Annotated in this window: 27 protein-coding genes; 13 read left to right on the top strand and 14 right to left on the bottom strand. The window is 68.1% G+C overall.

Features of this window, described 5'->3' with window-relative positions; genetic code table 11:
* Positions 1 to 18: 18 nt before the first annotated feature.
* Positions 19 to 942, bottom strand: coding sequence for a tRNA 2-thiocytidine(32) synthetase TtcA (ttcA, locus tag Q0632_RS05895; RefSeq protein WP_298925656.1), 924 nt, complete (start codon positions 940 to 942; stop codon positions 19 to 21).
* Positions 943 to 1,054: 112 nt separating this feature from the next.
* Between ttcA and Q0632_RS05890 the strand changes: the two genes are divergently transcribed.
* Positions 1,055 to 1,888, top strand: coding sequence for a hypothetical protein (locus Q0632_RS05890; RefSeq protein WP_298925653.1), 834 nt, complete (start codon positions 1,055 to 1,057; stop codon positions 1,886 to 1,888).
* Positions 1,889 to 1,900: 12 nt separating this feature from the next.
* Here the strand turns inward: Q0632_RS05890 and Q0632_RS05885 are convergent, their stop codons facing one another.
* Positions 1,901 to 2,269: a dihydroneopterin aldolase gene (locus Q0632_RS05885; protein WP_298925650.1), complete on the bottom strand. Its 369-nt coding sequence runs from the start codon at positions 2,267 to 2,269 to the stop codon at positions 1,901 to 1,903.
* A gap of 55 nt (positions 2,270 to 2,324) precedes the next feature.
* Positions 2,325 to 3,101, bottom strand: a complete 777-nt coding sequence (locus tag Q0632_RS05880; RefSeq protein ID WP_298925648.1) for an SDR family oxidoreductase — start codon at positions 3,099 to 3,101, stop codon at positions 2,325 to 2,327.
* Between the two features lie 17 nt (positions 3,102 to 3,118).
* Between Q0632_RS05880 and Q0632_RS05875 the strand changes: the two genes are divergently transcribed.
* On the top strand, positions 3,119 to 4,213 hold the full coding sequence (locus tag Q0632_RS05875) for an SAM-dependent methyltransferase (RefSeq protein WP_298925645.1): 1,095 nt from the start codon (positions 3,119 to 3,121) through the stop codon (positions 4,211 to 4,213).
* A gap of 2 nt (positions 4,214 to 4,215) precedes the next feature.
* Complete coding sequence (locus tag Q0632_RS05870) at positions 4,216 to 4,410, top strand: DUF2905 domain-containing protein (protein WP_298925642.1); 195 nt, start codon at positions 4,216 to 4,218, stop codon at positions 4,408 to 4,410.
* 4 nt (positions 4,411 to 4,414) lie between these two features.
* Here Q0632_RS05870 and Q0632_RS05865 read toward each other — a convergent pair whose 3' ends face one another.
* A complete protein-coding gene (locus Q0632_RS05865; protein WP_298925639.1) occupies positions 4,415 to 5,305 on the bottom strand; it encodes a hypothetical protein in 891 nt (296 codons plus the stop codon).
* An 80-nt stretch (positions 5,306 to 5,385) separates the two neighbouring features.
* Here Q0632_RS05865 and Q0632_RS05860 point away from each other — a divergent pair, with 80 nt between their 5' ends.
* Positions 5,386 to 6,309 (top strand): ROK family protein, encoded by a 924-nt coding sequence (locus Q0632_RS05860; RefSeq protein ID WP_298925636.1) that lies wholly within the window; start codon positions 5,386 to 5,388, stop codon positions 6,307 to 6,309.
* Between the two features lies 1 nt (position 6,310).
* Here Q0632_RS05860 and Q0632_RS05855 read toward each other — a convergent pair whose 3' ends face one another.
* The 5 genes from Q0632_RS05855 to Q0632_RS05835 form a co-directional block, all read right to left on the bottom strand.
* Positions 6,311 to 7,543 (bottom strand): multifunctional CCA addition/repair protein, encoded by a 1,233-nt coding sequence (locus tag Q0632_RS05855; RefSeq protein ID WP_298925633.1) that lies wholly within the window; start codon positions 7,541 to 7,543, stop codon positions 6,311 to 6,313.
* A gap of 21 nt (positions 7,544 to 7,564) precedes the next feature.
* Positions 7,565 to 8,461, bottom strand: a complete 897-nt coding sequence (gene dapA, locus Q0632_RS05850) for a 4-hydroxy-tetrahydrodipicolinate synthase (protein ID WP_298925631.1) — start codon at positions 8,459 to 8,461, stop codon at positions 7,565 to 7,567.
* Complete coding sequence (locus Q0632_RS05845; protein WP_298925628.1) at positions 8,458 to 9,141, bottom strand: glutathione S-transferase family protein; 684 nt, start codon at positions 9,139 to 9,141, stop codon at positions 8,458 to 8,460. Before Q0632_RS05845 ends, dapA begins: the two co-directional genes overlap by 4 nt.
* Positions 9,142 to 9,219: 78 nt before the next feature.
* A complete protein-coding gene (locus Q0632_RS05840) occupies positions 9,220 to 9,720 on the bottom strand; it encodes an MgtC/SapB family protein (RefSeq protein ID WP_298925625.1) in 501 nt (166 codons plus the stop codon).
* 16 nt (positions 9,721 to 9,736) lie between these two features.
* Positions 9,737 to 11,731: a lytic transglycosylase domain-containing protein gene (locus tag Q0632_RS05835; protein WP_298925622.1), complete on the bottom strand. Its 1,995-nt coding sequence runs from the start codon at positions 11,729 to 11,731 to the stop codon at positions 9,737 to 9,739.
* A gap of 9 nt (positions 11,732 to 11,740) precedes the next feature.
* On the opposite strand from Q0632_RS05835, the gene Q0632_RS05830 reads away from it, so the two are divergent.
* Together Q0632_RS05830 and Q0632_RS05825 are read left to right on the top strand one after the other, a co-directional pair.
* Positions 11,741 to 12,328 carry a 5-formyltetrahydrofolate cyclo-ligase gene (locus Q0632_RS05830; protein ID WP_298925620.1) on the top strand — a complete coding sequence of 196 codons (588 nt, stop codon included), beginning with the start codon at positions 11,741 to 11,743 and terminating at the stop codon, positions 12,326 to 12,328.
* An 11-nt stretch (positions 12,329 to 12,339) separates the two neighbouring features.
* Complete coding sequence (locus Q0632_RS05825) at positions 12,340 to 13,290, top strand: DMT family transporter (protein WP_298925617.1); 951 nt, start codon at positions 12,340 to 12,342, stop codon at positions 13,288 to 13,290.
* Here the strand turns inward: Q0632_RS05825 and Q0632_RS05820 are convergent.
* A complete protein-coding gene (locus Q0632_RS05820) occupies positions 13,287 to 14,270 on the bottom strand; it encodes a LysR substrate-binding domain-containing protein (protein ID WP_298925614.1) in 984 nt (327 codons plus the stop codon). The genes Q0632_RS05825 and Q0632_RS05820 overlap by 4 nt on opposite strands.
* Before the next feature lie 133 nt (positions 14,271 to 14,403).
* Between Q0632_RS05820 and Q0632_RS05815 the strand changes: the two genes are divergently transcribed.
* From Q0632_RS05815 to Q0632_RS05795, 5 genes are all read left to right on the top strand, one after another.
* Complete coding sequence (locus Q0632_RS05815; RefSeq protein WP_298925612.1) at positions 14,404 to 14,916, top strand: DUF2917 domain-containing protein; 513 nt, start codon at positions 14,404 to 14,406, stop codon at positions 14,914 to 14,916.
* Positions 14,917 to 15,008: 92 nt separating this feature from the next.
* Positions 15,009 to 15,608, top strand: a complete 600-nt coding sequence (locus Q0632_RS05810) for a TetR/AcrR family transcriptional regulator (protein WP_298925609.1) — start codon at positions 15,009 to 15,011, stop codon at positions 15,606 to 15,608.
* Complete coding sequence (locus Q0632_RS05805) at positions 15,605 to 16,105, top strand: gluconokinase (protein ID WP_298925606.1); 501 nt, start codon at positions 15,605 to 15,607, stop codon at positions 16,103 to 16,105. Before Q0632_RS05810 ends, Q0632_RS05805 begins: the two co-directional genes overlap by 4 nt.
* Positions 16,106 to 16,139: 34 nt before the next feature.
* Positions 16,140 to 17,129, top strand: a complete 990-nt coding sequence (locus tag Q0632_RS05800) for an MBL fold metallo-hydrolase (protein ID WP_298925604.1) — start codon at positions 16,140 to 16,142, stop codon at positions 17,127 to 17,129.
* Positions 17,130 to 17,225: 96 nt separating this feature from the next.
* On the top strand, positions 17,226 to 17,546 hold the full coding sequence (locus Q0632_RS05795) for a hypothetical protein (RefSeq protein WP_298925599.1): 321 nt from the start codon (positions 17,226 to 17,228) through the stop codon (positions 17,544 to 17,546).
* 30 nt (positions 17,547 to 17,576) lie between these two features.
* Here the strand turns inward: Q0632_RS05795 and Q0632_RS05790 are convergent, their stop codons facing one another.
* Complete coding sequence (locus tag Q0632_RS05790) at positions 17,577 to 18,449, bottom strand: DUF6279 family lipoprotein (RefSeq protein ID WP_298925596.1); 873 nt, start codon at positions 18,447 to 18,449, stop codon at positions 17,577 to 17,579.
* A gap of 18 nt (positions 18,450 to 18,467) precedes the next feature.
* Between Q0632_RS05790 and glmU the strand changes: the two genes are divergently transcribed.
* Entirely contained in the window at positions 18,468 to 19,868 is a 1,401-nt protein-coding gene (glmU, locus tag Q0632_RS05785; RefSeq protein WP_298925593.1) for a bifunctional UDP-N-acetylglucosamine diphosphorylase/glucosamine-1-phosphate N-acetyltransferase GlmU, read from the top strand.
* 23 nt (positions 19,869 to 19,891) lie between these two features.
* On the opposite strand, the gene Q0632_RS05780 is transcribed toward glmU, so the two are convergent.
* Positions 19,892 to 20,374 carry an Lrp/AsnC family transcriptional regulator gene (locus Q0632_RS05780; protein WP_298925591.1) on the bottom strand — a complete coding sequence of 161 codons (483 nt, stop codon included), beginning with the start codon at positions 20,372 to 20,374 and terminating at the stop codon, positions 19,892 to 19,894.
* A 146-nt stretch (positions 20,375 to 20,520) separates the two neighbouring features.
* Between Q0632_RS05780 and glmS the strand changes: the two genes are divergently transcribed.
* The gene (gene glmS / locus Q0632_RS05775; RefSeq protein WP_298925588.1) at positions 20,521 to 22,368 is read left to right on the top strand and encodes a glutamine--fructose-6-phosphate transaminase (isomerizing); all 1,848 of its coding nucleotides are present in this window, start codon (positions 20,521 to 20,523) and stop codon (positions 22,366 to 22,368) included.
* Between the two features lies 1 nt (position 22,369).
* Here glmS and Q0632_RS05770 read toward each other — a convergent pair whose 3' ends face one another.
* Together Q0632_RS05770 and Q0632_RS05765 are read right to left on the bottom strand one after the other, a co-directional pair.
* Positions 22,370 to 23,299 (bottom strand): FUSC family protein, encoded by a 930-nt coding sequence (locus tag Q0632_RS05770; protein WP_298925583.1) that lies wholly within the window; start codon positions 23,297 to 23,299, stop codon positions 22,370 to 22,372.
* 40 nt (positions 23,300 to 23,339) lie between these two features.
* Entirely contained in the window at positions 23,340 to 24,446 is a 1,107-nt protein-coding gene (locus tag Q0632_RS05765; protein WP_298925580.1) for a porin, read from the bottom strand.
* Positions 24,447 to 24,470 lie beyond the last annotated feature (24 nt).

Raw genomic sequence — 24,470 nt, 5'->3', positions numbered from 1 at the left:
TCAAACAAGGGACAGGGGCTAGAGCTTGACGACTTGCAGGCCGGGCAGCGAGACGGGTGCAGGGGCGAAGTCCTCGCTGTCGAAGGCCTTGTCGCCGTCCTCGCTGGCCATGCCGGTGGGCGTCAGGCTCTTGAAATCGTAGTGCTTTCCGTCGGCCAGGTGCGAGGGAACAACATTCTGTAACGCGGTGAACATGGTTTCCAGGCGGCCCGGGTACTGCTTTTCCCACTCGCGCAGCATGGCGCCGACCTGCTTGCGCTGCAGGTTCTCCTGGCTGCCGCACAGGGTGCAGGGAATGATGGGGAACTGACGGTGCTCGGCCCAGCGCACCAGGTCTTTTTCGGCGACGTTGGCCAGGGGCCGGATCACGACGTGCTTGCCGTCGTCGCTGACCAGCTTGGGCGGCATGCCCTTGAGCTTGCCGCCGAAGAACATGTTCAGGAAGAAGGTCTGCAGCATGTCGTCGCGGTGGTGGCCCAGGGCGATCTTGGTCGCGCCCAGCTCGTCGGCCACCCGGTACAGGATGCCGCGGCGCAGGCGCGAGCACAGGCTGCACATGGTCTTGCCTGGCGCGATCTTGTCCTTGACGATGGAGTAGGTGTCCTGGTTCTCGATGTGGAAAGGCACACCGGTCTTGGCCAGGTACTCAGGCAGCACGTGCTCGGGAAAGTCGGGCTGCTTCTGGTCGAGGTTGACGGCGACCAGCTCGAAGTCGACCGGCGCGCGCGCCCGCATCTTTTGCAGGATGTCCAGCATGGCGTAGCTGTCCTTGCCGCCGGACATGCAGACCATGACCTTGTCGCCCTCTTCGATCATGTTGAAGTCGACGATGGCCTGGCCCACCTGGCGGCACAGGCGCTTCTCGAGCTTGTGGGTTTCCCGCTCGATTTTTGCGTCCCGCGACAGGGGGACAGGGTCGTTGTCAATCCAGACGGCACTCATGCCCCGATTGTCGCATTGCGGCCTTTTCCGGCCAGATGGGCCCAAATGCCCATGGCTGGGGCCTGGGGAGACGCGCAGAATGGGTTTCGCCTTCCAGGCGCAGGAGCATTTCATGCAAGCCTCTCTCAGGACCCGGTTGACGGCCTTGGCATGGGCTGCCGCCTGTACAGCGGCATTGGCGCCGGGCGGTGCCAATGCCCAGGCCGCCGGGTCGGTTAACTGGCGTTATGCGCTGTCGGTGTACGGCTACTTTCCCAGCGTGGACGGCCAATCCAACATTCCCACCGGTCCCGGCGGCGGCGACCTGAACATCAGTTCCGGCAACTTCATGGACAAGCTGCAGGGCGCTTTCATGGGCTCATTTGGCGCACACAACGGCCGCTGGGGCGTGTTCACCGACTTCATCTACCTGGACTTCGGCGACAGCCGCAGCGGCAGCCGCGACTTCAGCATCGGCAATGCCGGCCTGCCCGCCAGTACCTCGGCCAACCTGGGCCTGGACCTCAAGGCCAAGCTGTGGACGCTGGGCGCCGACTACCGCATCGCCCCGGACCCGGCGTTGACCGTGGACGTATTGGGCGGCGTGCGCATGCTGGACATCAACCAGTCGGTGCGCTGGGACATCTCCGGTGCGCTCGGGTCCATCGCCCCGGCGTCCCGGTCGGGCAGCTACGAGTCCAGCCAGACCCTGTGGGACGCCCTGGTCGGCGTCAAGGGCCGCTACGCCCTGGACAGCGCGGGCAAGTGGGCCGTTCCCTTCTACCTGGATGTGGGCGCGGGCGAGAGCCGGCTGACCTGGCAGGCCGCCACCGGCATCAGCTATGCCTATTCCTGGGGGGAACTGAGCGGCATGTGGCGCTATCTGGCCTATGAGCTCAAGCCCGGCAGCGCGGTCCGCGACGTGAACTTCAGCGGGCCGATGCTGGGGGCCACCTTCCGCTGGTGAGCGGCAGCCCTCCTACCACTGCCCGGTCTCGACCCGGATCGCCACTTCGCAGTCGTCGAAGATCTCCAGCTTGGCGATCTTCACGCGCACGCCCAGCACGCCGGGCAATTGCATCAGGCGGTGGCCCAGCCTGCCGATCAGGCTTTCCAGCAGGTTGACGTGTTGCGCCGTGCACTCGTCGATGATGATCTTGCGCACCTTGCGGTAGTCCAGCACGTGGCTGATGTCGTCGTCGCGCGGCAGCAGGGGCTGGGGACCGAGGTTGAGTTCTGCATCGACCCGGATGGGCTGCGGCGCGGCCTTCTCCTGGTCCAGGATGCCCAGGCTGGCGTCGAAGCGCAGGCCGGTGAGGGTCAGGGTCTGGTTGCCGGTGTCGCGCATCTTGGCCTTTCGATCAGTAGGGGTCAGAGCGCAATGCGTGGTCCGGCCCGCAAGCTCACATCATTGAAAAATCGCGGTCGAACTTCATCAGGTGCTGGCCGCCGTCCACCAGCAAGGTGGTGCCGGTGATGGCGTCGTTGTCCAGCGCGAACTGCACGGCCGCCGCGATGTTGGCGGGCAGGGAGGAGCGGCCCAGCGGCGCCAGCTTGTGCAAGGCCTCGAACCTGGCCTGGGGCATCAGGTGGCTGGTGATGGTCAGGCCGGGTGCCACGCCCACCACCCGCAGCTGCGGCGCCAGGGCCTGGGCCAGCATGGTGTTGGCCGCCTCCAGCGCCGCCTTGGACAGGGTGTAGCTGAAGAAGTCGGGGTTCTGGTTCCACAGCTTCTGGTCCAGCATGTTGACCACCACGCCCTGGGCGCCGCGCTGCACCAGGTGGCCGTGCAGGGCCTGGGCCAGCAGCACAGGCGCGCCGGTGTTGGCCGCCAGGTGGGCCGCCAGTGCCTGGTAGCTGAAGCTGGCAGCCGTGTCGTGCTCGAACAGCGAGGCGTTATTGACCACGGCATCGACGGCGCCGAAGCGCGCGACCACGCGCGGCAACAGGTCGCGCGCAGCGCTTTCCTCCGCCAGATCCGCCTGAAATGCATCGAACTGGACTGTACCTCCCGCCAATGCTGCGCAGTCTGCTACTGTTTTGCTAGCGTCTGCGGCCGATTCGCGGTAGTGCACAGCCACCTGCCAGCCGGCCTTGGCCAGCGCCAGCGCGATCTCGCGGCCCAGCCTTTTGGCGGAGCCGGTGACCAGCACGGTGCGCGCTCGGGACGGGGCGTTCATTCGGGGACAATCCGGGGGTGAAGACAGAAGCAACGAGTTTAACGAGCGCCCTGCAGGCCCTGCTGGAAAAATCCATCGCCCGCGCCGGCGGTTGGCTGCCCTTCGACCGCTTCATGGCCTTGGCCTTGTACGCGCCCGGACTGGGCTACTACGCCAACGGCTCGCGCAAGTTCGGCCGCGGGCCGGCATCGGGCAGCGACTTTGTCACCGCGCCGGAGATGACGCCCTTATTCGGCCAGACCCTGGCGGCCCAGGTGGCCGACGCGCTGCATGCCACCGGGACCGACGAGGTCTGGGAGTTCGGCGCCGGCACGGGTGCGCTGGCGGCCCAGCTGCTGGAGGCACTGGGCGACACCGCGCGCCGCTACACCATCGTCGACCTGTCGGGCAGCCTGCGCGCGCGCCAGCAGGAAACGCTGGCGGCCTTTGGCGACAAGGTCCAGTGGGCCGATGCCCTGCCGGAACGCTTCAAGGGTGTGGTCGTGGGCAACGAGGTGCTCGACGCCATGCCGGTCAAGTTGCTGCAGCGCAAGGATGGCGTCTGGCACGAGCGCGGCGTCGCCGTGCACGAAGGCCAGCTGGTGTTTGCCGACCAGGCCACGGCGCTGCGCCCGCCGGTCGCCATCGCCGGCGAACACGACTATCTGACCGAGATCCACCCCCAGGCCGAGGCCTTCGTGCGCACCCTGGCCGACCGGCTGGAGCAGGGCGCGGCCTTCTTCATCGACTACGGCTTCAACGAGGCGGAATACTTCCATCCGCAGCGTCACATGGGCACGCTGATGTGCCACAAGGGCCACCTGGCCGACCCGGACCCGTTGCGCGATGTCGGCCTGAAGGACATCACGGCCCACATCAACTTCAGCGGCCTGGCGTTGGCGGCGCAGGAGGCCGGCCTGCTGACCCTGGGCTACACCACCCAGGCGCGCTTCCTGATCAACTGCGGTCTTGTGCCCCTGCTGGCGGACGCGCCGCTGGCCGAGCGCATCGCCGGCCAGCGCCTGGTCCACGAGCACGAGATGGGCGAGCTGTTCAAGGTCATTGGCCTGCACAAGGGCAAGTTCTGGGACGCCCTTGGCTTTCGCGACGGCGACCGCACCCATACACTCTGAACATGCTTCGCTGGATCATCGTCATCTTCCTGGCCCTGATGCTGATCAGCTGGTTCACGCCCCTGCTGCAACGCATGGGCTTTGGCAAGCTGCCCGGCGACCTGCGCTTCAGGCTCTTCGGCCGCGAGTGGTTCATCCCGCTGACCACCACCATCGTGCTCAGCCTGGTGGTGGGCGTGATCGCCAAATTCGTCTGAGGCCTCAGCGAACGGGCTGGCCGGAAGCCACGTCCACCACCGAGCCGTCGGCCAGGTTGATGCGGTAGAACTCGCGCAACACATTGCCCGAGAAGGCCAGTTCCACGATGGACACATTGCGGAACGTGGTGGTCATGCCCTCGGGCAGGATCTTGTTGAAGTCCGCCGCCACCTGGTTCATGCCTGCCTGCACCTGGGGTGTGAACAGCGCCATGCTGTAGACCAGGGTGTTGTGCGGATTGTGCGGGCGCAGTTCCTTGCCATCCTTGACCACGTTGACGCCGCTGACGCCCACGGTGCGCACCAGCTCCTTGCCGGCATCGCCCATCTTGGCGTAGACCGGACCGGTGACGCGCGGCAGCGGCCCGTCGCGCAGCGGCGCGAGGGCGGCGGTGGCGCGGGTGTTGAAGGCCATCATGTCTTCATAGGCCTTGCCGGTCTTGACGATGCCCAGGTCCAGCCACCAGGGGTGGCCGGCGTCCTTCGCGGCCTCGGTGGTGTAGAAATTCTTCAGCACCACGCCGTCGAGCACCGGCGGCAGGGGCGGCATGGCCTTGAGCATCTTCATCGGCGTCGTGGGATCGGCGCTGTGGATGTGCACCACGGTGACGTGCGGCAGGTTGAAGGCCTGGGCCTCGGCGTTCAGGCCCATGCGCACCAGGTTCTGCTGCAGCGGCGTCGTGATCTTGGCCTCCATCACGTCGACCACGTCCTTGGGCAGGCGGTAGACCAGGCCGTAGGTGGCGACGTGGGTGCGAAAGGCAGGCTGGCCGATGGCGCTGTTGTCGATGGCGGGCGCGCTGGCGCAGGCGCCCAGCAGGGCCAGGGGCAGGGCGAGCACCAGGGCGGTGCTCAATCGGGTCCAGCGGCTGCGCTCTGTCGTCTTGCAATGCATCGATCACTCCTTGGGTTGGGGCTGAAAGGCCAGCGGCTGGTGTCATGCACCAGCCGTGCCAGCCAGCCTACACTCCAAATATGAAAGCCTGCATCGACATCGGCGGAACCAAAGTGGCCGTCAGCCTCAACAGCGGCGCCGGCCTGGAGCTGCTGGCGCGTCGCAGCGAGCCCACGGCCAAGACCGGCAGCAACGACGCCCTGGCGCGCCAGGTGCTGCGCCTGGTGGATGAAGCCTGCGCCGAGGCCGGCATCGATGCGGCCGGTGTGCATCGCGCCGGCGTCTCGTCCTGTGGCCCGTTTGTCCTGAACGCCGGCCTGGTGGAAGTGGCGGCGCCCAACATCTGCGGCGGCATGGCCGGCCCGGCGCGCGGCCTGCCCAACGACTGGACCACGGCCCTGCTGGAGGCGCCGCTGCGCGAGCGCTTCGACGAGCTGCGGGTGGAGAACGACTGCATCGCTGCGCTGGAGGCCGAGCGCCGCTGGGGCGCGCTGCAAGGCCAGGACCATTGCGCCTACGTCACCTGGAGCACCGGCATCGGCGTCGGCCTGTGCGTGGACGGCCATGTGTTGCGCGGCAAGAACGGCAACGCCGGCCACGCCGGCCACATGTTCGTCTCGGACAACAGCGACGCGCTGTGCGGCTGCGGCAACATCGGCGACGTCGAGGCCCTGGTGGCCGGCAATGCCGTGGCGCGGCGCTTTGGCGCCGGTGCGGCGCAGCTGCTGGAGAGGGCCCAGGCCGGCGACGCGCAGGCCGCCGCCACCGTCGACGAGTTGTGCCGGGTGCTGGGCCGGGCCCTGTACAACCTGGTGGTGACGCTGGACCTGCAGCGCATCAGCCTGGGCGGCAGCGTCTTCTGGCACAACCGCGAGTACCTGCTGCCGCGCCTGCAAGCCCAGGTGGCCGGCAAGATGCCGGCGCTGACGGCCGGCTGCGAACTGGTGGCCGCCGGCCTGGGCATCAGCGTGGGGGACTACGCGGCCTTGGCGCTGCTGGTCTAGCTCAGGCCGGCAGGCCCAGCGCCTGCGCCACGGCGGCAACCCGTGCCGCATGGATCATTTCACCGACTTTCGGACCGCTAAGCCCCGCAGCTTGGGCCTGGGCAGCTATTGAATTGGTAGCAACCGACTGCGCTGCGGCCAGCGCCTGCAGCAGGCGCTGGCGCTGCGGATAGGCCTGCTCCTGCAGCCCGCCGCGGCCGCGGGCATCGCATTCGCAAGCCAGCAAGACCTGCTCGAAGCGCTGGGGCTTGCGCATCGCATCGCAGCGCTCGAGCAGGCGCATGGTGGCGGTCGCGCCCAGATCGCCGCTGCGGTGGATGTTGCCGTGCTCGCGCGCCACCACGTCGGCCAGCTCACGGCAGTCGGTGGGCACGCGCAGACGCTCGCAGACATCCTTGAGCAGGCGCGCGCTGCGGCCTTCGTGGCCGATGTGGCGCGGCAGCACGTCGGCCGGCGTCGTGCCCTTGCCCAGGTCGTGCGTCAGGCAGGCAAAGCGCGCCGCCAGCGGCGCCTCCAGCCGTGCGCTCATGTCCAGCACCATCAGCAGGTGCACACCGGTGTCGACCTCCGGGTGGTAGTCGGCGCGCTGGGGCACGCCCCACAGGCGGTCGACCTCGGGCAGCAACACGGCCAGGGCGCCGCAGTCGCGCAGCACCTCGAACATGCGGGACGGCCTGGCCTCCATCAGGCCGCGCGCCAGCTCCTGCCAGACACGCTCGGCCACCAGGGCATCGGCCTCGCCCTCGGCGACCATGCCCCGCATCAGGTCCATGGTTTCGGGTGCGACGGAAAAGTCGGCAAAGCGCGCGGCGAAGCGGGCCAGCCGCAGGATGCGCACCGGGTCCTCGCGAAAGGAGTCGGTCACGTGGCGCAGCACGCGCTGGCGCACATCCTGCTGGCCGTGGAAGGGGTCGATCAGGCTGCCATCCGCGGCCTGGGCGATGGCGTTGATGGTCAGGTCGCGCCGCGCCAGGTCGTCCTCCAGCGTGACGCCGGGCTCGGTGTGGAAGGCGAAGCCGTGGTAGCCGCGCGCGGTCTTGCGCTCGGTGCGCGCCAGGGCGTACTCCTCCTTGGTCTGCGGATGCAGGAAGACCGGGAAGTCCTTGCCCACCGGCAGATAGCCCTCGGCCATCATTTGCTCGGGCGTGGCGTCCACAACCACCCAGTCGTGGTCGTGCACAGCCAGGCCCAGCAGGGCATCGCGCACCGCGCCACCGACCATGTAAATCTGCATGGCCGGAGTTTATAGGCGCGCTCAGTCCTGCAGTTGTGCCCAGACTTCGCGTGCGCGGTCCTCGGTGTCCGGCGGTGCCGGCGGCAGGGGGGCGCGGCATTGCCCCACCTCCTGGCCCAGGGTGCGCAGCATGGCCTTGATGGCCATCGGGAAAACGCAGTCGTCGCTGTTGACGTAGCGAAACGAGGGCTGCAGCCTGGCGTTGATCTCGCGCGCGGTGCGCAGATCGCCGCGTTCGAAGGCCTCGAACATGCGGCGAAACTGCGGCCCGGTCCAGTGGGTGCTGGTGCCCACGATGCCGACCGCGCCCACGGCCAGCAGCGGCAGGGTGTAGGGGTCGTCGCCCGAGTACAGGTCGAAGTGCTCTCCGGCTTCGGCCAGCAGGGCGGCGGCGGCGGGCGGGTCGCCGGTGGCGTCCTTGAAGGCGACGATGTTGGGCACCTCGCGCAGCAGGCGCAGCAGCACTTCCTGGGCGATGCGCCGGCCGGTGCGCAGCGGCACGTCGTAGAGCATCACCGGCAAGTCCGTGGCCGCCGCCATGGCGCGAAAGTGCGCCTCGATGCCGGCCTGGGGCGGCCGGTTGTAGTAGGGGCTGACAGCGATCACGCCGGCCGCGCCCAGGCCCTGGGCGCGCTCCGTCAGGGCGACGCTGTGGCGGGTGTCGTTGCTGCCGGTGCCGGCGATGACCGGCACGGTGACGGCCTCGCAGACCGCGCGCACCAGGTCGCAGCGCTCGTCGTCGTCCAGGGTGGATGCTTCACCGGTGGTGGCGGCCAGCACCAGGCCATCGCTGCCATGGGCCGCCAGCCAGTGCGCCAGGCGCTGCGCGGCGTCCAGGTCCAGCCGGCCCTGGGCGTCGAAGGGCGTGACCATGGCCGTGAGCACCTTGCCCCAGGTGCGGCAGATGCCGGCGTTCATCGCGAAGTGCGGTAAGGCTCGTCGAAGACGACGAATTCTTTCTCCAGCAGGGCTTCGTCGATCCAGGCTTTGACGCCGGGCAGCTCGCAGACGCGGCGCACGTAGTCGGTGATGTGGCCGGGCACGGGCAGGGCGTAGTTCTTGATGCGCATGCACACCGGTGCGAAGTAGGCGTCGGCAATCGAGAACTCGCCAAACAGCATGGGACCCTTGAACTCCTCCAGCAGGCCGGTCCACATGGCGACGATGCGCTGCACGTCGGCGCGCACATCGGGCTTGTCGCGCCAGGCCAGGGCGCCGGCCTGGGACAGCGAGGCCTCGATGTTCATCGGGCAGGCGCCGCGCAGGGCGCCAAAGCCCGAATGCATCTCGGCGCAGACACTGCGCGCGCGGGCGCGCGCCCTGGCGTCGCGCGGCCACAGCTGCTGCTCGGGGAAGGTCTCGGCAAGGTATTCGGCAATCGCCAGCGTGTCCCAGACGGCCAGGCCCTCATGCACCAGCACAGGCACTTTGCCCACCGGACTGACTTGCGCCACCTTGGCCTTGAAGGCCGAGTCGCCGTCGAAAGAGTCGAAGCGGGCCATCACCTCCTCGAAGGGGACGCCTGCCTGCTTGAGCAGCACCCAGGGCCGCATGGACCAGGATGAATAGTTCTTGTTGCCGATGTAGAGCTTGAGCATGGGTTCTCCTCGATGCAGGGATGCTATCGGGCCGCTCCGGGTCTATTGATGCAAAAAAGCGCGGCGATTGATGCCGGGCTAGTCCGGCCTGCCCGGCTTGCGGTTGCCCAATAGCCGGACCAGGGGGGCTTCGGCCCGCAGCACGGCAAAGGCCAGCAAGGCGCTGAGCAGGGCCGTCATCTCGCGGCCCATGCCGGCCGCCAGGCCGATGGCCGCGGTCAGCCACAGGCCTGCTGCCGTGGTCAGGCCGCGCACCTGGTCCTCGTCCTGCGACTTGAGGATGGTGCCGGCGCACAGGAAGCCGACGCCGGCGACCACGCCCTGGATGACGCGGCTCAGGTCCGCCGTTTCCATGCCGGCCTGCAGCGGCACCAGCACGAAGATGGCGCCGCCCAGGGCCACCAGGATGTGGGTGCGCAGGCCGGCAGCCTTGCCCGCACGCTCGCGCTCGAGCCCGAGCAGGGCGCCGAGCACGGCCGCCACCAGCAGGCGCACCGTGACGCGGGTCAGTTCCTCCAGGTCCTTGATGTCGGAGAACTCCGAGGCGATGGTGCCGGCGATGCGGTCCCAGGCGTTCATCGGGCCAGGGTCCGCTTCAGGGCAGGTCGCGGTTGGGTTCGGGCTGGGCCGCCTCGCGCGGGCCCACCGTGCCCAGCCTGGCCTTGAGCGACTGCGGCTGGCCGCTGAGGACGGCGGCATAGGTCGTGGTGTTGGCCAGCACCTTCTTGACGTAGTCGCGGGTCTCGTTGAAGGGCACGTTCTCGGCCCAGGCCGCCGCCTCGATCACCGGGCCGTTGCGCCAGCTGCGCGGCCGTCCGGGGCCGGCGTTGTAGGCGGCCGCGGCCATGGGCATGGAACCGTTGAAGTCGTCGAGCACCAGCTTGAGATAGCCGGTGCCGATCGCGATATTGGTCTCGCGGTCGTTGAGCTGGTCGATGGTGAAGCTGCCCATGCCGATCTTCCTGGCGGTCCAACGGGCCGTGGCCGGCATCACCTGCATCAGGCCGGACGCGCCGACATGCGAGCGCGCGTCCATGATGAAACGGCTTTCCTGGCGGATCAGGCCGTAGACATAGGCCGGATCGAGCTTGATCTCGCGGCTGCGCCGCACCACCGCATCCCGGTAGGGCATGGGAAAGCGCTGGTCGTAGTCGAACTCGGCGCGGGTGCGTTCGCTGGTGTTGATGCAGCGGTCCCAGACCTCGCGGTCGCAGGCCAGCTGGGCTGCGGCCAGCAACTCGCGGTCGTTCATGCCGCCGGCCTTGGCCAGGTTGGTGCTGTAGTTCCACTCGCGCACACCCTCGGGCCGCAGGCCCAGGGCAATGGCCTGGAGCGCGCGGTTCAAGCCGGCGTTCAGGCGCGCCGCGTCCTTCTCCTCGGCGCTCAGGGGGGCGGCCTTGGCCGGGACACTGATCTTCTGGCCCAGTTCCTCCAGCGCCAGCTGCTCATAGAAGCCGCGGGCCGAGGCGATGGACTCCAGCAGGCGCTGGGCTTCGCCGCGCTGCGCCTCGTTGGGGCTGCTGCCCAGCAAGGCGCGCGCCTTCCAGTAGACCCAGGCCGGGTCCTTGCGGCCTTCCTCGCTCATGGCGTTGGCGGCGGCCAGCACCTCGGGCCACTGCGGCGTGCGCCCTGCGCGCAAGGCGGCGCGCAGCTTCCAGGCCAGCATGTCGTCGGACAGGTGGCTGTCGCGGCTGACCTTGGCGTAGTGGCCCAGGGCATCGCTTTCCAGGCGCTGGGCCGACTGCTTGGCGATGAAGCCCCAGACCCAGTCGCGCTCCTCGGGCGTGAGCATGGGGCTCCATTTGGCGTCGAGCTGCCGTGCCGCGCTCTCGGTGTCGCTGGCCGCCAGCCGGATCAGGGCCAGCACGATCAGCTCCTTGCGTGTCCTGGAGGCGGCGACCACCTTGCTGGCGAGGAACTTGGCCGGATTGGCGAAGATCTCGCCCACCAGGTTGATCGACTCGGGGGCAACGATTTCCACCGCCGCCGCCGCGGCGCGGGGCCTGTTGGCCTCGGTCGCCAGCCGGGCCTTGCGCCAGGCGTCGGCCGCCGTCATGCGGTTGGCGCCCTGGCCCTCGCCGATCAGGCGGCTGGCCGCCAGGGCGCAGCCGTCGTCGGCCTCGCGCTGGGCGAACCAGGTGCGGCGCACGTCGTCGGCCAGGCCCGAGGGCGCCTGGTTGCCTTCGCGCAGGTGCTGCACCAGCACCGCGTAGCAGCGCACCTGGGCGTCGTCGTTCATGCGAAAGCGTGGGTGCTCGGCGGCAAACGTGGTCCAGTCGCGCCGCTGGCCCAGCAGCAGCAGCCAGTCGTTGCGCAAGCGGTCTTCCTGGTAGCTGCCGGCGTAGCGGCTGAAGAAGTCCTGCAGCTCCTGCGCACTGGCGCTGTCCAGGCGGGCACGCAGCTCCCAATAGGCAGCCCAGGGCTCCAGCGCATGGCCTCTGGCTTGCGGCAGCAGCTGCGCCAGGCGCTGGCGGTTGCCCTGCTTGAAGGCCTGGTTCATGTCCAGGATGAGATCGTCACCGCGGCCCTGGGCCTGCGCCGTCAGGGCGAGCACGGCGGTGATCCCTGTCAGAATCGTTCGAAACAGCATCGGACGATTATGGACAAGTCGGAAGAGAAAAGGGCTATGCGCCAACTGCTGATCCAGCAAAGGCTGGACATGCCCGACCGTCAGCAGCGCAGCAATCTGCTGCAGCGGGTCATGCGCATCTGGCTGGTCCACCGCCCCGATGTGGTGATCGGCGCCTACTGGCCCATCAAGGGCGAATTCGATCCGCTGCCGGCCCTGCACCGCTGGAAAGAGGACGGCGAGTTGCTGGACGAACCCCAGCCGCGCCGCATCGGCCTGCCGGTGGTCGACAAGCTGCACAAGACGCTGAAGTTCCACGCCTGGTACCCCGGTTGCCCGATGGAAGAGGACGCCTACGGCATTCCCAAGCCCAAGGACACCGAGGTGATCGTGCCCACCCTGCTGTTCGTGCCCTGCGTGGGCTATGCGCCCGGCGGCTTCCGGCTGGGGTATGGTGGCGGCTTTTACGACCGCACCCTGGCCGAACTGCAGCCGCGCCCCTTCACCGTGGGCCTGGGCTTCACCAATGGCTTCCTGTCCGAACTGGAGCCCGAGCCGCACGACGTGCCGCTGGATGCCATCCTCAATGACAACGGTGTGGTCTGGCCCGTGAACTAGGCGCTCAGACCTTGCCCCATCGCAACGACCATCCCTACCTGACCAACCGCAAGCTCGTCTTCCTGCTGGCGCTGTTTTGCTGCCTGCTGTGGGGCAGCTCCTATCCGGCGATCAAGAACGGCTACCTGCTGTTCGGCATTGCGCCCGGTGATGTGCCGTCCAAGCTGGTGTTCGCCGGCTGGCGCTTCCTGGCCGCCGGGCTGCTGTTGCTGGCCTATGCAGCGGCCAGCGGCAAGCGCATAGCCGGCTTTTCCGCGCGCACGCTGGGCCAGTTCGCCGTGCTGGGACTGACGCAGACCGCGCTGCAGTACGTGTTCTTCTACGTCGGCCTGGCCCACACCAGCGGCGTGAAGAGCTCGATCCTGAATGCGACGGGGACCTTCTTCAGCGTGCTGCTGGCGCACTTCATCTACCGCAACGACAGGCTCAGTTACAGCAAGGCCCTGGGCTGTGCCGTGGGTTTTGCCGGCGTTATGGTGATCAATTTCGGCGCCGGCCTGGGCGGCCTGCTGCAGTTCGAATTCACGCTGCTGGGCGAAGGCTTCGTGGTCATCGCGGCCGGGGTGCTGGCCGCTGCGAGCATCTACGGCAAACGCATCTCGCAGGGCATCGACCCCATCGTCATGACGGCCTGGCAGCTGGTGGTGGGCGGCGCGGCGCTGCTGGCCGGCGGCTACGGCAGCGGCGGCGCTCTGCACGGCTTCACGCCGGCGTCCACCGCGCTGCTGGCCTACATGGCGGTGTTGTCCTCGCTGGCCATCTCGATCTGGAGCCTGTTGCTCAAATACAACCGGGTCAGCATGGTCACCGCCTTCAACTTCATGGTGCCGGTGTTCGGTGCCGTGCTGTCGGCCCTGTTCCTGGACGAGAGCATCCTCGAATGGCGCAACGGCATTGCGCTGGCCCTGGTCTGCGCCGGCATCTGGCTGGTGACCAAGGAACCGGCGCCTGGCCGCAGCTAGTCGATGTTGTCGACGGTGTCCGGGTCGGGCACCTCGCCCACGGTCTGGCGGGTGGCTTTGGCCTGGCCCTTGAGCCATTCGCAAAAGGCCTTGATCTCGGGCCGCTGTTCGCTGCGCGAGCCGGTGATCAGCCAGTAGGCCATGGGCGAGTCCATGCGCCGCTGCGGCAGCGGCTCGACCAGGTCGCCGTTGGCCAGGCTCTCGGCCACCATGGGCATGCGCGCCAGCACCACGCCCTGGCCGGCCAGGGCGGCCTGCACCATCTGGTAGGCATAGTTGAAGTACAGCCAGCGCTTGGGCTGCAGCTTGGGCAATTGCTGCTCGTCGAACCAGCGCCGCCAGGTCAGCCACTCCAGATGGGTGCGGTGGGCGTCGCCCGCCTCGATCAGGGTGAACTGGGCCAGGTCCTCGGGCTTCTTGAGCGGGCTGCCGCTCTTGAGCAGCCAGGGGCTGGCCACCGGTGTCAGCTGCTCGCCGAACAGCCGCACCGCGTGCGCCGGCATCGAGGCCATCGGGCCATAGCGCAGCGCCAGGTCGACGTCGGCCATTTCCAGGTCGACCGCGTTGTCGGAGGCGTCGATGCGGATGTCCATCTCGGGGTTGTCACGCTGGAACTGCTCGAGCCGCGGGATCAGCCACATCGAGGCGAACGAGGCGAAGGTGGTCAGCGAAACGCTTTTGCGGCCCGCGTTCTGGCGGATCTGGCGCACCGCGCTGTCGATGCGCGGCAGGGTCTGCGACACGGCCAGCAGCAGTTGCGCGCCGGCGCTGGTCAGTTCCACCGCGCGGGTGTGGCGCAGGAACAGCGACACGCCCACTTCCTCTTCCAGGGCCTGGATCTGCCGGCTGACCGCCGACTGGGTCAGGGCCATTTCCTCGGAGGCTGCGCGAAAGTTCAGATGCCGGGCCACGGCTTCGAAGGCGCGCAGGTGGCCGGCCGAAATCGGCCGGCTGCGCAGGTGGGTTTGGGAGTGCTGCATGCTGTCGGGCGCTGTCAGGAGCGATGGCTGGATTGATGCGAATCGGGAATGAATAGCCTAGCCGCAATTCATTGGACTGCCAAGGGGCTGCCGACGATCATTCCTTCCCGAACCTGTCTGAATGGAGACCGCCATGTCCTCGCAAACGCTGAGCCAACTGCAACAATCCAGCGCCCCCGCCCTGCCCGGCACCTGGAAGCTGGACGCCGGCCGAGCGATCAGCCTGCGGCCCCGGGAAGATGGCGTGTTGCGCATTGCCCATGGCCGTCTGTGGGCCACCTTCGATGGCCCGCATGGCGGTCCGCCGAACGATCAGGGCGACGAGATCCTGGGTGTCGGCGACCAGCTGCGGCTGCGTACCGGCCAGCGGCTGGTGGTCGAGGCCTGGGATGCGCAGGCCCCGGCCTACTTCAGCTGGGAACCCGTGCCGCAGGCCGTGGCCAGCCCATCCCGGCGCTTCGCCCCTGTGCTTCAGCCCTTGGCCGACCTGCGGTTGGCTGCAGTCTTGGGCGCCGGTGCCGCTGCCCGCCTGGTGGCGGGCCTGGCGGCCCTGGCCCTGGGCGGGGTTTCCGGCCGCGCCGCGCGGGCCGATTGCGCCTTCAACGCGCAGTCCAGGGCCTGCCGCGCCCACGGCGCCATCAGCTGAGGCGACGCCAGCGCTTCCTGGTGGGCGCTGGCGTCCAGGGCGCCCGCACGCATGGCGGGCCGCCATCGCAGCGGCCCGCGATAATTCCAGGCATGGCGCGCCCCAAATCCCAGCAGCACGAACTCAAACGCGATGAAATCCTGGACGTGGCCGCCCAGTGTTTCGCCGACCGCAGCTACCCGGCCGCCAGCATGAACGACATCGCGGCTGCGGGCGGCACGTCCAAGGCGCGGCTGTACCACTACTACGAGAGCAAGGAAGCCATCCTGTTTGACCTGCTGGACCGCTACACCCAGCGCCTGCTGGCCGTCATCGGCCAGGCCGAGGCGACGGCGCAGCGTCGCAACCTGGATGAACGGGCCGCCCTGCACGAGCTGGTGCGCAGTTTCCTGGACGAGTACGAGACCTCGGCGACACGCCATGTGGCGCTGCTGCACGACACCAAATTCCTGGGCGAGGCCCAGCGCGAGCTGATCCTGGACCGCCAGCGCGACGTGGTCTCGGCCTTCACGCGCTTTCTGTGCCGCGCCTATCCCCAGCGGCTCACGCCGACCAACCAGACGGCCATCACCATGATGCTGTTCGGCATGATCAACTGGACCTTCACCTGGCTGCGGCCCGGCGGGACCATGAGCTACCCGCAGTTCGCTGAAGAGGTTGTCGCCATGCTGGACAAGGGCCTGGCCGCATGAGCGCGGTGCTGCATGTGGTGGTGATGGGCGTGTCCGGCTGCGGCAAATCCGAGGTCGGCCGCCAGCTGGCGCAGGCGCTGGACCTGCCTCTGATCGAAGGCGATGCCTTCCACCCGCAGGCCAATATCGCCAAGATGCGCGAGGGCCTGGCGCTAGATGACACGGACCGGGCCGGCTGGCTGCAGCGGCTGGCGGCCGAACTGCAAGCCCACAGCGGCGGCGCAGTGCTGGCTTGTTCCGCCCTGAAAACCGCTTACCGCGATGTCTTGCGCGGCGCCGTGCCCGGGCTGCACTTCGTGCATCTGGCCTTGACCGAGCAGGAGGCGCTGCGCCGGGTCGCCCAGCGCCCTGGCCACTTCTATCCATCCAGCCTGGTGGCCAGCCAGTTCCAGGCCTTGCAGGACCCGGCGGGGGAAACCGGCGTGGTGGTGGTGGACGCCAGCCTGCCGCCCGCGCAGGTGCTGGACCAGGCCCTGGCGAAATTCAACAATCCGTAATCGATTACGATTAGGTGAAATTCGGAGACACACCATGTCCAAAGCTTTCGCCAGCCAGGCCGATCTGGCCGACAAGAAGATCACCTTCGAGCAGCTCAGCGCGCATTGCTGGGCCTACACCGCCGAGGGCGACCCCAACTCCGGCGTGATCATTGGCGACAAGTACGTCATGGTCAGCGACTGCACGGCCACGCCCGAGATGGCGCGCGAGCTGATCGCGCGCATCCGCACTGTCAGCGACAAGCCGATCAAGTACGTGCTGCTCACGCACTACCACGCGGTGCGCGTGCTGGGCGCCAGCGCCTACGCGGCCGAGGGCGCGACCGAGATCATCGCCAGCCAGGGCACGCTGGACCTGATCGTCGAGCGCGGCCAGCAGGACATGCAGTCGGAGATGGAGCGTTTCCCGCGGCTGTTCCGCGGTGCCGAGGGCGTGCCCGGCCTGACCTGGCCGACCATGGTGATCGGCGGCGGCGACCCCACCCGGGGCGAGGTGCCGGGCAAGCTCACGCTGGACCTGGGCGGCGTCAAGGTCCAGGTCTGGCACCCGGGCCCGGGCCACACCCGCGGCGACACCATTGCCTGGGTGGAAGAGGAAAAAGTGCTGTTCTCCGGCGACCTGGTCGAGTACGAGGCCGGCGTCTACACCGGCGACGCCCACCTGCAGGAATGGCCGGCCACGCTGGAAGCCTTGCGCGCACTGGGCGCCGAGGCCATCGTGCCGGGCCGCGGCGAGGCCATGAAGGGCCGGGCCGATGTCAACAAGGCGCTGGACTATACGAAGCGCTGGGTCGAGATGCTGTTTGCGGCCGGCAAGGAAGCGGCAGCCGCCAACATGGACCTGAAGGCGGCGATGGCCCACACCCGCAAGGCGATGGACCCGGTGTTCGGCCATGTCTTCATTTACGAGCACTGCCTGCCGTTTGACGTCAGCCGCGCCTACGACGAGGCCAAGGGCATCCAGAACCCGCGCATCTGGACGGCCGAGCGCGACCAGGAAATGTGGGCTGCCTTGCAGGCCTGATGCTGTAGTCCGCCGCTGACAGCTGCGCCGCACGGCGGACGACAAACTGGCTCAGCGACGGCTCCTAAGCTGGCCCTCCGTTTCCAGGAGACCGCCATGTTCCAGAAAAAAGCCCCCCGCCTGCTACAGCAACAGCAGCCCAGGCGCGAGACCGACATGCAGCAGCAGCAGTCAGGTTCCAACGACTTCCAGCCCAAGTCCGGCACGCCACAGGCCGATGCCCGCAAGGGTCCTCAGCAGATGGGCGAAGGCAGCTACGAAGCCACCCGCGACTACCAGAAGAACATCGGCGACTACCTGAAGAAGGCCGATGTGGAAGCCGACGCGCAGGCTGCCAAGCCGCGTTCCGAGCAGGAAGCGCGCGACATCGAGCAGGCCGAGAAGGAAGGCCGCGCGCGCGCCAAGGGCGAACGCTGAACGTGCGGCGGCGGCGCTGAGGCCGGTGCTTCAGCGCTGGGCGGCCAGCTCGCGCAGGTCGCGTTGCCAGGCGCGCAGCCGGCGCACGGCGGCATCGCGCTGTGCCGCTGACGCACTGTTGTGGACGGCGGCAACGTTGCGGCAGGCTTCCTCGATCAGCTGCTCCTGCTCCCTGCGGGCGGCGGTGTCGGGCGGGTCCAGGGCGCGGGCCAGGTAGCCGCGCAACAGATCGCGTGCCTGCGACAGCGCAAGGCCGGGCGTTGCCATCTTGCGCAGGGTCTGCAAGGCGTCGTCCTGGCGGCGCTGACGCTGGGCCAGATTGCGCCGGGGATCGAACGCCGACTGTTCGAGCTGGCGGCGCAGCAAGATGCGCTGGGCCTCGTCCAGGCGCCCATAGACCATCTCGCTGCGTTCCAGGAACTGCTTGTAGCGCTTGTCACGCAGTTCCCCAGGCGTGAGCTCCAGCCATTCCTTGCGGTAATCGTTATTGTTGTTGCGGTACTTGCGCACCAGGTGCTGCAGCTGCTCGGTGCCCAGCTCCATGGCCAGGAGGGTGGCGGCCGGCTCGGCCTGGGCGGCCAGCGCGTTGAGCCGCTCGCGGATGGCGCCGCTGAACTCGCAGGCCTGGGCCGCCGTGATGTCGGCCGGCGCCAGCAGCTCCATCTTGTGCAGCAGCTCGGTGTAGCGCGGCAACTCCTGCTCGCGGTGCCACAGCTGCAGGCGGGCCAGGTCCTCGCGAACGCGCGGCGCCTGGCTCTCGCTGAAGTCCACATAGCCGTCCAGCCACCAGTAGGCGATCTCGGGCAGGCTGTTGTAGCCCAGCTTGACCGTGCTGCAGCCGGCCATGGCGGCCGCCAGGGCCAGCACGCCGATAATCCGGGCAAGTTGGAAACCGATGTGCATGGTGCGGAAGGGCTCTTTATGACAGCAGTCGATGTGGTGATCATGGCAGCAGGCAAGGGAACGCGCATGAAAAGCCGTCTGCCCAAGGTCCTGCACCGCCTGGGCGGCCGCGCCCTGGTGGACCATGTGGTCGCCCGTGCGCGCCAGTTGCAGGCCCGCCGCATCGTGCTGGTGACCGGCCATGGCGCCGCCCAGGTGGAAGAGGCAGTCAGCGCCCTGGAGCGCGGCGACGGCCAGGCCGTGCCGGCCTTCGTGCGGCAGGAGCCGCAGCTGGGCACCGGCCACGCCGTGCAGCAGGCCCTGCCGCAATTGCCCGATGACGGCATCGCTCTCATCCTCAACGGCGACGTGCCCTTGATCGAGGCGGCCACCTTGCAGGCCCTGGTCGACAGCTGCGCCGGCCAGCGCCTGGCCTTGCTGACGGTGGAGATGCCCGACCCCACGGGCTACGGCCGCATCCTGCGCAGCGGTGACGCGGTGCGGGCGATCGTCGAGCACAAGGATGCCGACGAGGCGCAGCGTGGCATCCGCGAGGTCTATTCCGGCTTCATGGCCGTGCCCAATGCGCTGCTCAAGCGCTGGCTGGCGCGCCTGACCAACGACAACGCCCAGGGCGAGTACTACCTGACCGACATCGTGCGGCTGGCGGTGGACGACGGCGCCGAGGTGGTCGCCGTGCGCACAGCCGACAAGCTGCAAGTCGATGGCGTCAACAGCCCGCAGCAGCTGGCCGACCTGGAGCGCGCGTTCCAGCTGCGCCAGGCCCGCGCCCTGATGGAGCAGGGCGTGCGCCTGGCCGACCCGGCGCGCTTCGACCTGCGCGGCACGCTGGACTGCGGCCAGGACGTGGAGATCGACGTCAACTGCGTCTTCGAGGGCAAGGTGCGCCTGGGCGAGGGCGTGCGCATCGGGCCCAACTGCGTGATCGCCAATGCCGACATCGGCGCCGGTGCGGTGCTCCATGCCTTCACCCATGTCGAAGGCGAATCCGCTGGCGTGCGCGTGGGCGAAGGCGCGCTGGTCGGGCCCTTCGCCCGCCTGCGTCCCGGCGCCGACCTGGGCCCGGAGGTCCACATCGGCAACTTCGTCGAGGTCAAGAACGCCAGCCTGGCGCGCGGGGCCAAGGCCAACCACCTGGCCTACCTGGGCGATGCCACAGTGGGCGAGCGCGTCAATTACGGTGCCGGTTCCATCACCGCCAACTACGACGGCGCCAACAAGCACCGCACCGTGATCGAGGACGACGTGCACATCGGCAGCAACAGCGTGCTGGTCGCGCCGGTGACCATAGGCCGCGGCGGCACGGTGGGCGGCGGCTCGGTCATCAGCAAGGACACGCCGGCCAACGCCTTGTCCGTGGCGCGCGCCAAGCAGGTGAGCATCGCCAACTGGCAGCGGCCGAAGAAGCAGCCCAAATAGTTTGCTACTGAATTAGTAGCATCTCAGGCGGGATTGGCGGGGCCTAGAGGCCAATTCGGCTGAAATTTCGCGCGCTGGAGGGAAAAGAAGGCCTTCACATTGCGAACATTGGCATCGCTGGTGAACTGGCGCTGTGCCAGCGCCAGGTAGGCCGGCATGTCGCGCGTGTGCACGATGAGGATGAAGTCCGGGCCGGGCGAGACGCGGTAGCACTGCTGCACCGCGCCGTCGGCGATGACGCGGCGCTCGAAAGCCTCCAGCTGCTCCGCGCCCTGGCGGTCCAGCGTGATCTCGACGATGGCTTGCAGGCCGTGGCCCAGCAGGCCGGCCAGTTTGCCGCCGTCCAGGATGGCGACCTGGCGCTCGATCAGGCCGGCCTCGCGCAGGCGCTTGACCCGGCGCAGGCAGGTCGGCGGCGACACATGGACCCGCGCCGCCAGGTCCTGGTTGCTCAGGCTGGCGTCTTTCTGCAACTGGTCCAGCAAGGCCAGATCGACTGCATCCATGGAGAATGAGTTCAAATTGTCTTCCACGGTGGAATATTATTCCGATATTTAAGTTTGTAGAAATTTAAATCTGCATTTGCAGGAATATAGAAAGCATATTTTTCCATGGCCGATCTACATTGGCGGCTCGAACAAGGAGCTTCCCCATGTGCGGCATCGTCGGCGCGGTTTCCAGCCGCAACATCGTCCCCATCCTGGTCCAGGGCCTGCAGCGCCTGGAATACCGCGGCTATGACTCCTGCGGCGTCGCCGTCTATGCCGGCGGCCTGCAACGCGCACGCAGCACGGCGCGGGTAGCGGAGTTGCTTGAGCAGGTCGGCAAGGACCACATCGAGGGCACGACCGGCATCGCCCACACGCGCTGGGCCACCCACGGCGCGCCTGCGGTGCACAACGCCCATCCCCATTTCAGCCACGGCCCGGGCGACGGCGCGGCCGCCAAGCCGGCGCGCATCGCCCTGGTCCACAACGGCATCATCGAGAACCATGACGAACTGCGCGCCGCGCTCCAGGCCAGGGGCTACGCGTTCGCCAGCCAGACCGACACCGAGGTCATCAGCCACCTGGTCGACAGCCTGTACGACGGCGACCTGTTCGAGGCGGTCAAGCAGGCCGTGGGGCAGCTGCAAGGCGCTTACGCCATCGCGGTGTTCTGCAAGGACGAGCCGCAGCGTGTGGTCGGCGCGCGCTTCGGCTCGCCGCTGATCCTGGGTGTTGGGAAAGAGGGCGAGAACTTCCTGGCCAGCGATGCCATGGCCCTGGCCGGCGTCACCGACCAGATCGTCTACCTGGAAGAGGGCGACGTCGTCGACCTGCAACTGGGCAAGTACTGGATTGTCGACAAGACCGGAAAGGCTGCCAGCCGGCCCGTCAGGACCGTGCATGCGCACAGCGGCGCCGCTGAACTCGGCCCCTACCGCCACTACATGCAAAAGGAAATCTTCGAGCAGCCGCGCGCCATCGCCGACACGCTAGAAGGCATCGAGGGCATCGTGCCGGAGTTGTTCGGTGATGGCGCTTACCGCGTCTTCCAGGAGATCGACTCGGTGCTGATCCTGGCCTGCGGCACCAGCTACTACAGCGGCTGCGCCGCCAAATACTGGCTGGAGGGCATCGCCCAGATCCCCACCCAGGTCGAGATCGCCAGCGAGTACCGCTACCGTGACTCGGTGCCCAATCCGCGCACCCTGGTCGTCACCATCACGCAGTCGGGCGAGACAGCCGACACGCTGTCGGCCCTGCGCCATGCGCAAAGCCTGGGCATGACGCAGACGCTGACGGTGTGCAACGTCGCCACTTCCGCCATGGTGCGCGAATGCAAGCTGGCCTACCTCACGCGCGCCGGCGTCGAGATCGGTGTTGCCTCCACCAAGGCCTTCACCACCCAGCTGGCCGGCCTGTTCCTGCTGACCCTGGCGCTGGCGCAAGCCAAGGGGCGCTTGAGCGAGGCGCAGGAAGCGGCCCACCTCAAGGCCATGCGCCACCTGCCGGCGGCGCTGTCGGCGGTGCTGGCGCTGGAGCCTCAAATCATCAGCTGGGCCGAGGACTTCGCCGGCAAGGAGAACGCGCTCTTCCTGGGCCGCGGCCTGCACTACCCCATCGCCCTGGAAGGCGCGCTCAAGCTCAAGGAGATCACCTACATCCACGCCGAGGCCTATGCCGCCGGCGAACTCAAGCACGGGCCGCTGGCCTTGGTGACCAGCGAGATGCCGGTGGTGACGGTGGCGCCCAACGACACCTTGCTGGAAAAGCTCAAGAGCAACATGCAGGAGGTGCGCGCTCGCGGCGGCGTGCTGTATGTGCTGGCCGACGCCGACTCGCGCATCGAGAGCGGCGAGGGCATCCACGTCATCCGCATGCCCGAGCACTACGGCCCGCTCAGCCCCCTGCTGCACGTCGTGCCCTTGCAGCTGCTGGCGTACCACACGGCCGTGGCGCGCGGCACCGACGTCGACAAGCCGCGCAACCTGGCCAAGAGCGTCACGGTGGAGTGAGTCAGCGGCCGAGCTTTTGCAGCGCGGCCTCGATCTTGCGCAGGCTCAGCGCCAGGCCTTGCAGGGCCGATTCATCTCCCAGTGGCGGCGCCTCGCCGGTGGGATCCCCATCGGGTGTGGTGCCAGAGGCAATGCGTTGTGCGATCTCTTGCGCCTGCCGGCGCAGGGGCTCGGCCTGCACCTGCGCGCCGGCCGGCAGTTCGGAATGGGCCAGCGCGGCGGCCAGTGCGCCCAGGCAGACCAGTTGGGCCTGGCGCACGCGCTCCTCAAGCGCTGCGGCCTCGCCGCCGACTTCCAGGTCGGCATCGTGCAACACCTTTTCCAAGCCCGTCATGCCGTCGAGAACCGCCACCAGGCGGGCGGCCTGTGCCGTCTGTTCTGAGCGTGCCAGCTCGGCCAGCAACTCGACCACGGCCTTCAAAGCGGTTCGCGTGGCGCGGGACACGGCGCGCTTGCCGCCCACCGGCAGCACCAGGTAGCTCACCAGCAGGCCGGCCGCAACCCCGACCAGGGTGTTGAGCAGGCGCATGCCGGCGTAGCTGAGCGCATCGCCGGCATGCAGCAGCACGGTGACCGCGCACAAAGTCGCGCCTATGCGTGCCGCCGGCATGCCCCAGCCAAAACCCATGCACAGGTAGGCGGTGACAGCCACCCCGAGCGCGACCGACAGCGCGGGCGGAAGGATGGCCGCTTGCGTCAGGATCAGCCCGGCGAGCATGCCTGCCAGGCTGCCGCGCACGCGGTTGGCGGCACCGCCGATGTCCTCGCCACGGCTGGTGCCGACGACCAGGGCGGCCGTGAAGGTCGAATAGATGGCGTAGGAGGCGTCGCCGATGGTCAGCAGATAGCCCAGCAAGGTGGCGCAGAAGACCTTGCCGCAATAGTGCAGCGCCGTGCCCAGCGGCCAATTCCAGTGGAATGGCAGGCGCACGGCGGTCCTGCGGCGGCGCGTCGCAGGACCCGCGCGGCGGCTAGAAGCTGTGCTTCAGGCCGATGTCGAAGCCGTCGCTGTTGCGGCCGAGCCCTGTCGTCGATCCGTTGAGCGCGACGGCCGCCGCCCCGTTGTTGTCGGCGTGGGCATAGGTCAGATAGGCTTGGGTGCGCTTGGAGAAGCTGTAGACGCCGCCGATCGCGAACTTGCTGGTGCGTGGATCGCCTGCGGCGTCTGTCTCGAACTGCGAGTAGGACGTTTTCAGTTCCCATTTCCCGATCGGGAAGCGGCCGCCGATGAGGAAGCCCTTGCCGGTCAGCTCCGTCGTCCTATCGATCTTGTCCTCGTAGTAGCCTGCCGACAGCGTGCCGAAGTCGAAGCTGTAGTGACCGGCAATGTTCCACACCGAGGCATCGCCCGTGCTCGCCGTGGTCGCGTATTTCGTCAGCCCGTACGCGGCGGCGATGCCCCAGGGGCCCGCCACGTAGCCCAGGCGCGCCTGGTAGCCGTTGCCGTCGCTGTCGGTCGCGGTGCCAGACAGGTTCTCGCCCATGTAGAGCTGCGCCTCGCCGAAGAAGCCGCCGAGCGAGGACGGCAGGAAGTAGCCGATCATGTTGGAGGCGCGCGTGGCCGTCACGCCCATGAGCGTCGAGACATCGGCCTGGTTGGTGCCGACGCCGACGGTTCCGAAGGGGTCGACCTGGTCGCGGTTGCGGAAGGTGGACACGTAGTCGCGGCCAACGCGCAGTTCACCCCAGCTGCCCATCAGGCTGGCGGTCGAGCGCCGGTTGAACATGAGGCCCTGGCGTCCTGGGACCTCCGCCCCGGCCCCGGTGGGCTGGTTGTTGCTGTTGCTGGCGCTGCCTGTGCCGTCGTCGGTATTGACGCCGGCTTCCAGCCAGATGCCCGCGAACGTCCCGCCACCCAGGTCGTCGAAGGCGCGAAATCCCAGCCGCGAGCTGGTGTTGGCGCCGCTGACCAGGCGCAGCCGGTCAGCATCGCTGCCGCTGCCCCAGGCCAGCGCGGCATCCACCACGCCGAACAGGGTGACGCCGCCAGTCACCGGCCCCTGGACGTTCGGCCCGACCTGCGCGAAGGCCGCGCCAAGCGGAAGAACGGCGAGTGCAAGTGTTCCAAGTTTTTTCATGCTTGTTCTCCTTGAATTCTGAAT

It is taken from the genome of uncultured Ramlibacter sp. (assembly GCF_936925435.1).
Lineage (GTDB): Bacteria > Pseudomonadota > Gammaproteobacteria > Burkholderiales > Burkholderiaceae_C > Ramlibacter.
This window is presented reverse-complemented; position numbering and strand designations above follow the sequence as displayed.